At 40.4% G+C, this 12843-nt stretch carries 15 protein-coding genes; 10 read left to right on the top strand and 5 right to left on the bottom strand.

The features are described 5' to 3' along the window. Positions 1 to 169 precede the first annotated feature (169 nt). A complete protein-coding gene (locus M23134_RS36435; RefSeq protein ID WP_002705832.1) occupies positions 170 to 748 on the bottom strand; it encodes a Uma2 family endonuclease in 579 nt (192 codons plus the stop codon). A 26-nt stretch (positions 749 to 774) separates the two neighbouring features. Next, positions 775 to 1878, bottom strand: coding sequence for a vWA domain-containing protein (locus M23134_RS42870; RefSeq protein WP_002705816.1), 1104 nt, complete (start codon positions 1876 to 1878; stop codon positions 775 to 777). Between the two features lie 322 nt (positions 1879 to 2200). Here M23134_RS42870 and pheT point away from each other — a divergent pair, with 322 nt between their 5' ends. From pheT to M23134_RS36385, 9 genes are all read left to right on the top strand, one after another. Then, positions 2201 to 4618, top strand: coding sequence for a phenylalanine--tRNA ligase subunit beta (gene pheT, locus M23134_RS36425; protein ID WP_002705801.1), 2418 nt, complete (start codon positions 2201 to 2203; stop codon positions 4616 to 4618). Positions 4619 to 4963: 345 nt separating this feature from the next. Further along, on the top strand, positions 4964 to 5260 hold the full coding sequence (locus M23134_RS36420; protein WP_002705799.1) for a hypothetical protein: 297 nt from the start codon (positions 4964 to 4966) through the stop codon (positions 5258 to 5260). Between the two features lie 128 nt (positions 5261 to 5388). Beyond that, entirely contained in the window at positions 5389 to 5685 is a 297-nt protein-coding gene (locus M23134_RS36415) for a cell division protein ZapA (protein ID WP_045115044.1), read from the top strand. Between the two features lie 245 nt (positions 5686 to 5930). Further along, positions 5931 to 7535 carry a ribonuclease Y gene (rny, locus tag M23134_RS36410; RefSeq protein ID WP_002705796.1) on the top strand — a complete coding sequence of 535 codons (1605 nt, stop codon included), beginning with the start codon at positions 5931 to 5933 and terminating at the stop codon, positions 7533 to 7535. After that, positions 7525 to 9243, top strand: coding sequence for a hypothetical protein (locus tag M23134_RS36405; protein ID WP_002705794.1), 1719 nt, complete (start codon positions 7525 to 7527; stop codon positions 9241 to 9243). The genes rny and M23134_RS36405 overlap by 11 nt, the downstream gene beginning before the upstream one ends. A 160-nt stretch (positions 9244 to 9403) precedes the next feature. Then, complete coding sequence (locus tag M23134_RS36400; RefSeq protein ID WP_045115043.1) at positions 9404 to 9646, top strand: helix-turn-helix domain-containing protein; 243 nt, start codon at positions 9404 to 9406, stop codon at positions 9644 to 9646. Then, on the top strand, positions 9618 to 9938 hold the full coding sequence (locus tag M23134_RS36395; protein WP_002705790.1) for a HipA N-terminal domain-containing protein: 321 nt from the start codon (positions 9618 to 9620) through the stop codon (positions 9936 to 9938). The genes M23134_RS36400 and M23134_RS36395 overlap by 29 nt, the downstream gene beginning before the upstream one ends. Next, positions 9928 to 10854 (top strand): HipA domain-containing protein, encoded by a 927-nt coding sequence (locus tag M23134_RS36390; RefSeq protein ID WP_002705788.1) that lies wholly within the window; start codon positions 9928 to 9930, stop codon positions 10852 to 10854. Before M23134_RS36395 ends, M23134_RS36390 begins: the two co-directional genes overlap by 11 nt. 315 nt (positions 10855 to 11169) lie before the next feature. Continuing rightward, positions 11170 to 11712: a hypothetical protein gene (locus M23134_RS36385; RefSeq protein ID WP_045115042.1), complete on the top strand. Its 543-nt coding sequence runs from the start codon at positions 11170 to 11172 to the stop codon at positions 11710 to 11712. A gap of 16 nt (positions 11713 to 11728) precedes the next feature. Here M23134_RS36385 and M23134_RS36380 read toward each other — a convergent pair whose 3' ends face one another. The 3 genes from M23134_RS36380 to M23134_RS36375 are packed head-to-tail and all read right to left on the bottom strand — an operon-like array spanning position 11729 to position 12236. Continuing rightward, complete coding sequence (locus tag M23134_RS36380; protein ID WP_157558828.1) at positions 11729 to 11941, bottom strand: hypothetical protein; 213 nt, start codon at positions 11939 to 11941, stop codon at positions 11729 to 11731. Further along, entirely contained in the window at positions 11938 to 12042 is a 105-nt protein-coding gene (locus M23134_RS42825; RefSeq protein WP_394330674.1) for a DUF6714 family protein, read from the bottom strand. The genes M23134_RS36380 and M23134_RS42825 overlap by 4 nt, the downstream gene beginning before the upstream one ends. Continuing rightward, entirely contained in the window at positions 12018 to 12236 is a 219-nt protein-coding gene (locus M23134_RS36375) for a DUF6714 family protein (RefSeq protein ID WP_002705781.1), read from the bottom strand. Before M23134_RS36375 ends, M23134_RS42825 begins: the two co-directional genes overlap by 25 nt. A 211-nt stretch (positions 12237 to 12447) precedes the next feature. Here M23134_RS36375 and M23134_RS36370 point away from each other — a divergent pair. Beyond that, a partial coding sequence (locus M23134_RS36370; protein ID WP_045115041.1) for a hypothetical protein occupies positions 12448 to 12843 on the top strand: 396 nt, incomplete at its 3' end.

Genomic DNA, 12843 nt, shown 5'->3' with positions numbered 1-12843 from the left:
CTGGACACTTTGTTTGGGTACAAAACAAAAACCTCCCTTAAGCAAGAGAGGTTTTTGCACACACATTTACAACAAGTTTTAATACTACCGTCAAGGTATAAATACCTTAACTAAACATATAAAGCACTGTAGTTGTAAAGTGTACTTAAATATTTTTAGTTTTTTTAAATTATAATTTCAAGCGAGGCAATTCAAGCATAAAACCGGGCAATATAGGTGCTCCGCTTAGGTTTTGGTCAAAGTCAAGAATTTTTTGGCTGGAACCATCTGCCTGATAAACTGCTACGTTTTGGCTTTCTACATCAATCAACCACCCCAATTGTACCCCGTTGTCTATCCATTCGCGCATTTTTTCTTGCAAAGTAGGCAAATGGTCGGTAGACGACTTCAACTCTACCACAAAATCGGGTGCTATAGGTGCAAAACTTTTTTGTTGCTTTTCGCTCAAAGCCTCCCAACGACTTTGGGCTATCCAGCTGGCATCGGGCGAACGCACCGCATTGTTGGGCAAAGTAAAACCTGTAGACGAATCGAACACTTGTCCTTGGCTCATTTCTACATTCCAATTTGCCAGTTGTCTCAAAATCTCAATGTTATACCTTCCGGTATCAGAATAAGTAGGAGTCATAATTAAAATATCACCATTAGAATTTCGCTCTATTTTCAAATCACGTTGCTCAAGGCAAAAGGCCTCAAACTCGGCATCAGTCATTCTCAATACTTTGCTTTTTAGTGTAATGGCGGTCATAATCTCGCTGTTTTTTTTATCAACTCTTATACATTCTTCCGACGATTGCGCTGATAGTCTTCAAAGATAAAGCTTCCCAGGTTGTCCAGGTTACTATAATACGCCTTGCCTTTGTTGGTCTTGGTAAACTCCCGCACAAAGTCCTGCAAGTAAGGGTCAGACGCAATCATAAAAGTAGTAACCGGAATTTTCAGTCGTCGGCACTGTACGGCAAGGTTCAAGGTTTTGCTCAAAATCTTGCGGTCAAGCCCAAAGCTATTTTTATAATAACGAATGCCTTGCTTCATACAAGTAGGTTTACCATCGGTAATCATAAAAATTTGCTTGTTTTGATTCTTGCGTCGGCGCAAAATATCCATTGCCAGCTCGAGCCCGGCTATAGTGTTAGTATGGTATGGTCCTACCTCCAGATAGGGTAAATCTTTGATCTTGATTTGCCAGGCATCATTGCCAAACACAATAATATCGAGGGTATCTTTTGGGTAACGGGTGGTAATGAGTTCGGCAAGCGCCATTGCTACCTTTTTGGCAGGGGTAATGCGGTCTTCCCCATAAAGAATCATAGAGTGCGAAATGTCAATCATCAACACCGTAGAAGTTTGCGACTTAAATTCGCTCTCTACCACCTCCAGGTCGTTTTCCAACAAGGTGAAATCGCCAATTCCGTGGTTGATCTGAGCATTGCGTAGCGAGTCGGTCATAGAAATATTTTCGAGCCCATCGCCAAACTGAAAAGCCCGGCGGTCGGTGCCTCTTTCATCGCCTTTGCCCGAATAGTTGGTGTGATGGTTGCCAGCGCCACGCGAACGCTTCAGTTTGCCAAAAACCTCTTCGAGGGCACTGCGACGAATAGAAATCTCACTCTTGGCAGTCATTACTACTTTGCCTGTACTTCCTTCTTCTTCTTTAATGTAGCCTTTTTTCTTGAGGTCTTCTATAAAATCCCCAATCCCATACTCATCACTCGTGAGGTTGTGTTGCTGGTCAAGGTTATTGAGCCACTGCAATGCTTCTGACACATCGCCCGAAGTCATGGTAACCAGCTGCATAAAAATATCTAGCAATCGGTCAAAATCAGCGGCTTGCTTGAGTTCTGGTGGGGTATATTTGGTAAATCTATGTCCTAACATAATTTTTTAGTTTCAAGATAAAAGGTTGCTATCTATAAATATACTAAAATAACTATGTAATGTGAAATATGGTTTCAATGAGGATGACCAAGTCTTAGATTATTGAACAATTGGTGTATCGTTTGTTTTTAGGCAGGTCTGCTATATTTCCCGGTTTCCTCAATTTTAAATTGAATTCATTGCTTGTTTTTTTTGATTATCTATTTTTGTGTATAATTTTAACTGAGAAAGTAATCTGAGTGGTTTTTTAAGTAATTAATTCCTTGATTATCAAACCATCAAACCCAACTCAGTATTAGAAAACGAGATTATACCATAGTTTATGAAAATAGCATATAATTGGCTTAAGCAATATATAGATTTGCCCGAAGATATAGAGGAGATTGGAGCCGTGTTGACCCAAACCGGGCTTGAGGTAGAAGGCATAGAAGAGTACCACCAGGTAGAAGGTGGACTGACGGGGTTGGTTGTAGGCGAGGTATTGACTTGCGCCAAGCACCCCAATGCTGATAAACTAAGTATTACGACTGTAGACGTAGGGCAAGGCCGACCTTACCCTATTGTATGTGGGGCGCCTAATGTGGCGGCTGGACAAAAAGTGATTGTGGCTTTGCCCAAAACTACGCTATACCCTACCAGTGGTGACTCATTTCAGATAAAGAAAAGTAAAGTAAGAGGCGAAGTATCAGAAGGGATGATTTGTGCCGAAGACGAAATAGGCTTAGGCACAGCACACGACGGTATTATGGTGCTTGACACCGACTTGCCCAACGGTACTCCTGCTGCCAAGGCTTTGGGAATGGAGACCGAGTATGTTTTTGAAATTGGACTTACCCCTAACCGGGTAGACGGAGCTTCGCACATTGGTACAGCACGTGACCTTAAGGCGGCGTTTGATCGTGCCATGTGTACGCCTTCAATAGAAGACTTTAAGGTAGACAGCCCAACCAATCCGGTAGAAGTGGTAGTAGAAAACACTGAGGCTTGCCCTCGTTATGCCGGGGTTACTCTATCAGGAGTAAAAGTAGCCGAATCACCCGGCTGGCTCCAACACCGATTGAAATCTATTGGCTTGTCGCCGATTAACAATATTGTAGACATTACCAACTTTGTGCTCCACGAAACTGGGCAACCATTGCACGCTTTCGACCTTGCCGAAGTTACTGGCAATAAGGTAATTGTAAAAACTTTGCCAGCAGGCACTCCTTTTATTACGCTTGACGAAACTGAGCGTAAGTTGTCGGACAAAGATTTGATGATTTGTGATGGTGAGGGCAAAGGTATGTGTATTGCCGGGGTGTTTGGAGGCATCAAATCGGGCGTAAAAGAAAGTACTACAGACATTTTTCTTGAAAGTGCTTATTTTGCTCCTGCTTATGTACGTCGTACCTCACAAAAACATACGCTCAAAACCGATGCAGCTTTTCGTTTCGAAAGGGGGGTAGATCCTAACGCGACCATTTATGCCCTGAAACGAGCCGCGTTGTTGATCAAAGAGATAGCAGGCGGTACTATTTCGTCTGAGATTGTAGACATTTACCCTGAGCCTATAGGCAACTTTGAGGTAAAGGTAAAGTATGCCCATATAGACCGCTTGATTGGTAAAAAACTGGACAAGGCGCAGATCAAAACTATTTTGAACAACCTTGACATTGAGTTAACCCAAGAAACCGAGGAAGGTTTTGTAGCCATTGTGCCTCCTTACCGCATAGATGTACAGCGTGAGGCGGATGTAATTGAAGAAATTTTGCGTATTTATGGCTACAACAACATAGAAATTTCGGAGTTTTTAGGGGCAGAGTCGCTTGCCAATTTCCCGGCAATAGAGAGCAACAAACTACAGCAAAATATTACGCAAACACTTGCCGCGAATGGTTTTAGTGAGATTATCAACAATTCATTGACCAAGCCTGCCTACGCAGCCGCAGTAGATCAGTTGAATGCTGAAAACGATGTGGTCATTTTGAATAAACTGAGCGAAGAGCTGGAAGTAATGCGTCAAACGTTGCTTTTTTCGGGCTTGGAGGTCATCAACCATAACATTAACCGCAAGCAAAAAGACCTGAAGTTGTTTGAGTTTGGTAAAATATACCATAAAACCGATGGACAATACCAGGAAGCCCGCCAAATGAGTGTGTTTGTAACGGGTAACGAGCAGGCTGAGTCTTGGATGGCAGTCAGCAAACAAAGTCAGTTTCATTCGCTTGCCACCGCCATTGCCTGGGTTTGCCAGAAGTTTGGCTTGACCAACGTAGAAAACGAAAATATAGAAAGCAACATTTTTAGCTTTGGAGTAAATTATACTTATAAAAATAAGGTGATTGCCCAGGCAGGAATGGTCAGCGATAAAATATTGCAAATGAATTCTATAGAGCAAGATGTTTTCTATGCTGAAATCTATTGGGAACAATTGCTTAAGTTTTATCAGGATAAAGTCTCTTTTGAAGAAATTCCTAAGTTTCCGGAGGTACAAAGAGATTTGTCGTTGGTGCTTGATGAAGGAGTAAGCTTTCAGGAGATCAAAAAAATTGCCGAAAAAACCGAGCGCAACTTGCTCAAATCGGTCAATGTGTTTGACGTATATGTAGGCAAGAGTATTCCAGAGGGCAAAAAAGCGTATGCCTTGCGCTTTATCTTGCAAGACAATAAGAAGACATTGAACGATAAGGCCATTGACAAAACAATGAAAAAACTACGGGGCGCCTTTGAACACCAATTGGCGGCTGTAATAAGAGAGTAGAGGCAAGGTTCGGATCTCAAGATACTGCCAGGTGAGGCTAAAAGCTACGGGTGTTTTCTACCTGTAGCTTTGCTGCTTGCCACCTGCCAATTAACAAAAGCTTGAAACTATCTTTTATGGAATGGTATCAAAATAAATTTATATTTTTAAGTGTTCTCTCCTTATATCGGGGCTTACAGCTTTGTTGGACATACTTCGTTAAAATTTAGTCTGTAAGTGATCTTTCATAGCTTTGGCTATGCTTCCGTCGTGCAAGTTGGCTCAATATTTACTGGATATTGCCCTGCCTCGCCTGACCAAAAAATATTTTCTTAAACTATAGACCTTTATTTTTCCACCATTCCTATGGAAGAACAAGAACTTAAAAAACGCTTGGATTTGTTCGAGCGAAAAATGCAAAAACTGATTGTAAAAACCACTACCCTCAAAAAAGAAATGGAGCGGGTAGTGGAAGAAAACATCAATTTAAAGGCCATTGTAAGGAAGCAAAAAGAAGAACTGGATAATTTTCAAAATCAAGAAAATTTCACTAAACTTGTTGCCTCAATATTGACTGGTACAGAAGATACCAATGGATTGAAAAAAAGGCTGGATGAGTATATTGAAGAGATTGATAAGTGCATAGCGCTTATGAGTCGCTAGATGGATAGAGATAATAAGCTAATTTGAAAATAAAACAATACTTTCACTTTACACAGGTTTGTACCTAAATGTAGGTGAGGTATGGTGACTATATATAAACTTATTTAATCAATAAATTTAAATGTTTCATGAAGCAATCGCTTTCTATAAAACTTAAACTGGCAGATAGGGACTACCCCATGCAAACTGACAGTGACACAGAAAGTAGACTGCGCATGGCAGCTAAAATGATCAACGAAAAAGTAAAGGCATATCGCAAAGAGTTTGGCATTGACAATCGGCAAGACCTGCTGGCAATGGTAGCACTTGATTATGCAGTTGAGAGTTTAACGCTTAATGAAGAAAGCGAGGATATGGACAATTTGGTCACCAAAAAGATAGATTTTTGGAGTAGCCTCATAGACTCTACATTAAATTCCGATTAACGTTTACATAAGAAACACCATACACTTGCGCCAAACAAAGGCAGAAGTGTCTCAAATACCTTTTTATTTTTAGCCCTCTTTCTACCTCCCTTCACCCTACTCCTTAGGTGATGTACTTACAGGTGTTGTTTTATACAAATACCTTGTGTATCATCCCTACAGTCCCCTTCTTGCCCCAATCCTGGTAAATATTGTGATATTTAAACGGACGTTTCATCTATCAATCTTTAAACAGATAAATATATATGACAATCATTTACGTAATCATTACGGCTATTATTTCTATACCAATTGGTATAGGAATAGATAGAACCTTGCTAAAAAAGACCCTGAAAATAAAAGAAGAAGAAAGTGTAGACAAGTCTCAACTCATTATTAAGCAAGCCAATCTTGCTGCTGATGAGGTCAAACAAAAAGCGGAAGGAGTGCTTAAAGAAGCCGAAAGCAACAAAAAAGATAAAATACTGGAAGCTAAAGAACACTTTTTGAAACTGAAAGCAGACTTTGAAGATGAGGCTAATCGCAAAAAGAATCAGATCATTAGCAATGAGCAAAAAATAAAGCAACGTGAACAAAACGTGGCAAAGCTCATGGAGCAAAACAAGCGTAAAAATGGGGAGCTTGACAAGATCAAGGAAAGTTTGATGGAACAAACGGAGGTGATTGCAGAAAAGCGCAAAGAAGCCGACAAAATGCTTCAGTCTCAGGTAGAACAACTGGAAAAGATTGCCGGGCTTACCGCCGAAGAAGCACGCGAACAATTGATGGAAGCCTTGAAAAGTGAGGCGCAAAGCAGGGCATCTTCTCAGATAAGAGATATTTTAGAGGAGGCTAAACTAACCGCCACCAAAGACGCCAAAAAGGTAGTAATTGAAACGATTCAGCGTACTGCCACTGAGCACGCTATAGAAAATTGTGTGTCTATTTTTCATATTGACAGCGACGATATCAAGGGTAAAATTATTGGGCGTGAAGGACGCAACATTCGCACGCTGGAGTCTGCCACTGGGGTAGAGATTATTGTAGATGATACGCCTGAGGCCATCATTATTTCGGGCTTTGACCCAGTACGCCGTGAGGTAGCGCGCTTGTCGCTGCAGCGTTTGGTACAAGATGGACGCATTCACCCGGCACGCATCGAAGAGATTGTAGCAAAGACTACTAAAAATATTGAAGAAGAAATTATTGAAATTGGCGAACGTACAGTCATTGACTTAGGTATTCACGGGTTGCACCCTGAACTTATCAAGTTGGTAGGGCGTATGCGTTTTCGTTCGTCTTATGGACAAAACCTATTACAACACTCGCGCGAGGTAGCAAAAATTGCTTCTACCATGTGTGCCGAGCTGGGCTTAAACGCCAAGCTTGCCAAGCGCGCTGGTTTGCTGCACGATATAGGCAAGGTATACCCCGATGAGTCGGAGATTCCTCACGCTATTTTGGGAATGGAGCTTGCCAAAAAATACAAAGAACATCCTGAGGTTTGTAATGCCATTGGTGCTCACCACGATGAGATTGAAATGACTTCATTGATTTCTCCTATCATTCAGGCATCTGATGCTATTTCGGGTTCTCGTCCAGGGGCACGTCGCGAGGTGATGGAGTCTTACATTAAACGTTTGAAAGAGCTTGAATCACTTGCTTTGTCGTTTGACGGGGTAAACAAGTGTTATGCGATTCAGGCAGGTAGAGAGCTACGCGTAATTGTAGACGCAGAAAGTGTAAACGATGAACGCGCCAGCATCTTGTCTTATGATATTTCGCAAAAAATAGAAAAAGACATGCAGTACCCAGGGCAAATAAAGATTACCGTAATCAGAGAAATGCGCGCGGTAAGTTATGCTAAGTAGTACTGATAGTAAATTATATGATCACAAAAAAAGCCGGGCATATCGTCCGGCTTTTTTTGTGGTAACCGGGTTATGGTTCATTTTTTTGCTCGGTTGGTTGGGAGGCGCTCTATGGTGGTCGTTTCAGCATTATAACACCGTAACATTATGGGTAGCCCAGGTGCTTGGCAAAACCCAGCAAATAGACACCCTTCGAACCCAATACTTTACTCCTGCCGTATTTATCAGTTTTCAAATACTTGGCTGGTTGCTTTTTGTAATGTGGGGTTTAGCGTATTGCGGGCGATCTTGGGTAACATTGCTTTTATTACGCTTCTTGTCACTTGTCAAAACAACCCTTGCTTTTTCTTTACACAGTTTTATCACTTGTTCGCTTTCGCAAAAAATTATATTAATAGCTACCTTGTGCGGTGTTTTGGCAAGCCGCCTTTACTACGCCACAGTTTTTACCCTCCAATACGACGAAGCTTTTACTTATATTCATCTGGTACACAAAGGGGTATTGGTAGCAGCCATTTATTATCCAGGCCCTAACAACCACGTTTTTTTTTCTGAAATAGCCGCATTGCTTCACCTTTTTTTGCCTACCCTTGTTGCCCTTCGGCTGCCTTCTATCATTGCCAGCCTTGCGGTTTGGTATTTGGCATGGCAATGGCTGCATCGCTACACCCGTTTCGAGTGGGCTTGGTTGCTTGCCACCTTGGGCACGTTTTTGCCCCTGGTGAGCGTATACAGCGTAATGGGGCGAGGCTATAGTATGCAATTGTTGTTTATTTTATTGGCTTTTCGGGTTGGGCTTGCCGCTAACTATCGTGCCCAGCAGCGACTGGTGTTCATTGTGAGTAGTGTATTGGGTTTTTATACCATTCCTGTTTTTTTGTATCCATTTGCCACATTACTTGTATGCCAAAGCATGAAGCTATGGCGGCAAGATAAAAAGTTGTTGAAACGCTGGGCAATCGACCTATGTATTGTGGCAGGGCTTACTTGCCTGTTATATAGCCCCATTGTACTAGCAAACGGGGCTGCTGCCTTGGTAGGCAATGGTTGGGTCAAACCTTTGAGTTTAGCCACCTGGGGGCAGCAATTCCCGGCTTATTTGGCAGCCTGGGGCAATGCTTTGTTTGGTAACCCTTGGGGGCAATGGTTGGGCTTAGTGTGTGGGCTTGGTGTGCTACTCATTTTTATATTTCGCCGCAAGGCAGGCAAATTTGCTTTATTTTGTGTGGTAATTCCTCTGTTGATGATTGCCCTGCAAAGGGTGCTTCCCCCTCAGCGGGTTTGGTTATGGCTTTGGTTGCCACTGGTATACACCATTGCTTTGCTCTTGGGTAAGTCTATACCCCGGCTAAAAAGCTACCTCATCAGTGTATTGTTGGGTGGCATTTGCTTATTTTTTGTCATACACACGAGCTACTTATTTGCTCAAATGCCCACTAAAAACTACCCTTACATTCGAGTTGCCAAAAAAATAACGTCAATGCCTGCTCTTCAGCGAGTATTTGTACAACATGATACCTATGGGGTATATTTGCAATATATGTGCTTGCATGTTGCCCAAGAACACTCCCTTGACACAAGGCGAAATCCTCAGGTAAAATATGATTGGTTGATTGTTAAAAAACCTTTAGGCAGAAAGTTGCCAGAGAGGAGGTATCAAGTGTTTTTGGAGAATGAGGAGGTAGTGGTGTATCAACGTTTTGAATAAATTTATTTTTTTACTGCTGTAGCGGTAATTATCATTTATTTTAAATCCTTTTACTTTATTTTTGAGCAAAATCATTCATTTTTACTGTTATAACGGTAAATATTGCTTGTTTTACAGTACTTCATTTTGTTTTCGAGTAAAAATATTTATTTTTACTGCTATGGCGGCAAAAAACAATTTACATGACATTATTTTGTTTCATAGAAAACAAGCCGGATTGAGCAGAAATCAATTAGCGGAGCTGGCAGGAGTGGGCAAAACGGTGATATATGACTTGGAAAAAGGAAAAAAAACAGTCAAATGGTCTACCATTACCAGTATTCTGCACACCCTCAATATCACTATTAACTTTGAAAGCCCATTGATGGAAAAATATGAAAAAAGCCTTGGTGAAAATACATGATGTAGAAGCAGGTACGCTTACAGAGGTTACAACTCAACATTACACCTTTCAATACTTAAACGGGTATAAAGGTGCACCAGTATCGCTTACCATGCCCATACAAGATGAAGCTTATGAGTACGCCTCTTTCCCTTCTTTTTTTGAGGGATTATTGCCAGAAGGCATTCAGCTTTTGGGGCTGCTAAAAGCGCATAAAATAGATAAAAAGGATTATTTCGAACAATTACTGGCAGCTGGTTCAGACTTAGTAGGGGCTGTTACAGTAGAAAAGATAAATACCCATGGTTCATAAATGCCCTATTAGCTATCAACTGAGCCAAACCAGGTATAGCAAACCAGGTCTGGCAAAGCTTTCTGCAAAGTTAACAGACTTAAAAGACCTGCCTTTTACAGCACAAGAACAAAGGCAAGAAGCTGCTGCAATAGCTACCAAAATGTCTATACAAGGTGTGCAACCAAAGCTAAGTGCAAAATTAGCCATTGCTAAACAAGCATTTGAGGTAGTAGATAACGGAGGAACGTTTATTATTAAGCCTCAAAACGACCTTTATAAAGAGGTGCCAGAAAATGAAGATGTGACAATGAAAATGGCGCAGGCTTTTGGTATTGAGGTACCACTCACCGGGCTGGTTTACTCAAAAGATGGTAGCTTAAGCTACTTTATCAAGCGGTTTGATAGGTATGGAAAAAACAAAAAATACCATCAGGAAGACTTTGCCCAACTTACTGGTAATACACGAGATACTAAGTACAAATGGTCTATGGAGAAGTTGATTCCTGTGATAGAAAAGTACTGCACGTTTCCGGTACTTGAAAAAAGAAAATTGTTTCGCAGGGTATTGTTTTGCTTTCTTACAGGGAATGAAGATATGCATCTCAAAAACTTTAGCCTGATTACCAAAGCAGATAGTATCACGTTGAGCCCCGCGTATGATTTGCTTAACTCAACCATTGCTATGGGCAAAGCTGTAGAAGAAACGGCGCTCCCTCTTGCGGGGAAAAAAAGTAAATTTAAAAAAGATCACTTCTTTAAGTACTATGCTCAAGACAAGTTACAGTTAGCAGAGAAAACAATCGTAGCAGAGCACCAACATATGGTAGATAAAAAAAAGGAGTTAGAGCATTGGATTAATATTTCTTTTTTATCTGAAGAGATGAAGGAACAATATCTTCATTTAATGGAAAATAGGTATAAAAGATTAATTTAAAAGGCTACCAATCAATAGTCCACAGCGGATTCGAGTAAATGTTTACCCTATTAATCCTTGTAAACCGACCTTAAGGAGCTCAGTTAATCAATGGTTTACATTGAGTTTATTTACTTGCTTTATTTTTTAAAGGGTTTCAGTTTTACACCTAAACACGTGATTAAATAGTTTTTAAACTTATAATCATTTGATGATCAGTAATCAACTCTGACTAAAATCACTGCGGAGTATTGACCAACAAAACCGACAAGTAATTGATGTCCTCCTATTTCTATAAAACTAAGTGTGGGCTTTTTTTTGAAAAAAAGTATAACTATGTCACAACGAACCCAATTTGAAAATACCTGTCAACAACTGGTAGGCAAAACTCTAGGCAAGGTAGAGTACGAGGAAATTGCTTACGATCAGTCAAACCAAATAACCCCTGCCCAACCTTATTATACTACTCGCCTAGCAAATGTACACTCGCTCGACTATGCGGTATGGCTACATACTACCCAACAAGATAAAATAGAGATTACTTGGGATGCTTCGTTTTATCCTTATGGAATAGGGGTAAAGATCAATCAAGCTCCTTCAACTAATGATAGCCAAAAATGGGATGTGTCTGCTCATCAACTATGGAAAGATTGCCTTCACGGTACCATCCAACAAGTAAAATTGATTTGGGAACAGGTCAGCGGCAATTCATACCCACAAACACTTATTATCACATTTGCTAACGAACAACAAATACTGATTGGTGCCGCTCAGTTTCTCAATAGCCACGACCAAAAAGTATTTGGAATGTCAGATAATCTCATCGTGACCAATGACGTTGCCTTGGCAAAAACCATTAATATGATTTCACAAATTTAAGGCAGGTACTACTAAATCACTTCAACCTTGTCAGCTTTTCCTCCCAATAACCAATTGCCTTTGCATAAAAGCCTTTTGCGGCCAACCTGGTCTGGCTTGAATATCTTAAAAACTCAATGACTGCTGCTATTTGTGCCCGGTTCAGTCTTGTATGTTGTTTTATTTTGTAATCGGCATCAGCCCTACTCAAAGCATCTTCGGCAGACGAGAAAACCATAGAAGCTTTCAAACTCTTATCTTGATATTGTCTTCGTTCAGGCTGAGGATCATGTAGGCTGGCAGGTAATAATGAAAACCAGCCGGCTCTAAAAAATCAGCGAAGTAGAACATTCGTGCATTTGCTGAGGGGTGAGATCGTAACGGTCAAGCACGCGGTCGAGCCTTTGTTCTTCTTCGGTAGGATCGCTGTATTCATCGCGGGCACGCGCCGAATAAATACCAAAATGATTGTGAGGTTTATTGACAGAAGCAAATGCCTCTTTGATTTGTTGAATCAAAGCAGTATTGGTAGTTCCTTTCTTCATTTTTTAACTGAGACTTTTTAATAAACCAACAAGATTTGTATTTTTAGAGGTACATTTCGCTGCATACTATGAACCATTATAAGATCAAACTCAAGTATATTTTACCCACTTTTTTTGTGTATAGTCATAGTTCAAATTCGGCTAATTAAGTTAAATATAGTTATTTTCTGAAATATTATTCCAATCAAAAGTAAACCTGTAGGTTGATACAATGAAAATAGTTAGTATATTTGCACAACAATTATATTCCTTTGTCTATCAAATAGATGACGGTAGTTATAACACAGATGAATATGACAGATTGATGGGGTTATGGACTGATGTTGATTACTTAAGAAGCTATGCAAAAGAAAATAACATCCTAGATATAAATAAATTTGTACTTGATAGACTAGAGGATGCAGAAGAAGTACAAGACTTACTAGAAGAACTTACCACTCAACACAATCCATTAGAGTATTATTTTACCCCTCTGTATGATCATGAAACTAGGGTTAAAATTCTTTCTTTACAAAAAGGCAAAATCAACCAAAATAAATTAAGGTTATATGCCATTAAAATAGATGATAACTGTTTTGTAATTACTGGAGGAGCAATAAAAATGTCA

Source organism: Microscilla marina ATCC 23134 (assembly GCF_000169175.1).
Classification (GTDB): Bacteria; Bacteroidota; Bacteroidia; order Cytophagales; family Microscillaceae; genus Microscilla; species Microscilla marina.
The sequence above is the reverse complement of the archived record's forward strand: the minus strand, read 5'-3'. Positions and strand labels throughout refer to the sequence as shown.

Bases quoted from the DNA above. Each gene is read 5' to 3' on its own strand.
- M23134_RS36435 (WP_002705832.1), bottom strand. From the start codon at position 748: ATGACCGCCATTACACTAAAAAGCAAAGTATTGAGAATGACTGATGCC.
- M23134_RS42870 (WP_002705816.1), bottom strand. From the start codon at position 1,878: ATGTTAGGACATAGATTTACCAAATATACCCCACCAGAACTCAAGCAA.
- pheT (WP_002705801.1), top strand. From the start codon at position 2,201: ATGAAAATAGCATATAATTGGCTTAAGCAATATATAGATTTGCCCGAA.
- M23134_RS36420 (WP_002705799.1), top strand. From the start codon at position 4,964: ATGGAAGAACAAGAACTTAAAAAACGCTTGGATTTGTTCGAGCGAAAA.
- M23134_RS36415 (WP_045115044.1), top strand. From the start codon at position 5,389: ATGAAGCAATCGCTTTCTATAAAACTTAAACTGGCAGATAGGGACTAC.
- rny (WP_002705796.1), top strand. From the start codon at position 5,931: ATGACAATCATTTACGTAATCATTACGGCTATTATTTCTATACCAATT.
- M23134_RS36405 (WP_002705794.1), top strand. From the start codon at position 7,525: ATGCTAAGTAGTACTGATAGTAAATTATATGATCACAAAAAAAGCCGG.
- M23134_RS36400 (WP_045115043.1), top strand. From the start codon at position 9,404: ATGGCGGCAAAAAACAATTTACATGACATTATTTTGTTTCATAGAAAA.
- M23134_RS36395 (WP_002705790.1), top strand. From the start codon at position 9,618: ATGAAAAAAGCCTTGGTGAAAATACATGATGTAGAAGCAGGTACGCTT.
- M23134_RS36390 (WP_002705788.1), top strand. From the start codon at position 9,928: ATGGTTCATAAATGCCCTATTAGCTATCAACTGAGCCAAACCAGGTAT.
- M23134_RS36385 (WP_045115042.1), top strand. From the start codon at position 11,170: ATGTCACAACGAACCCAATTTGAAAATACCTGTCAACAACTGGTAGGC.
- M23134_RS42825 (WP_394330674.1), bottom strand. From the start codon at position 12,042: ATGTTCTACTTCGCTGATTTTTTAGAGCCGGCTGGTTTTCATTATTAC.
- M23134_RS36375 (WP_002705781.1), bottom strand. From the start codon at position 12,236: ATGAAGAAAGGAACTACCAATACTGCTTTGATTCAACAAATCAAAGAG.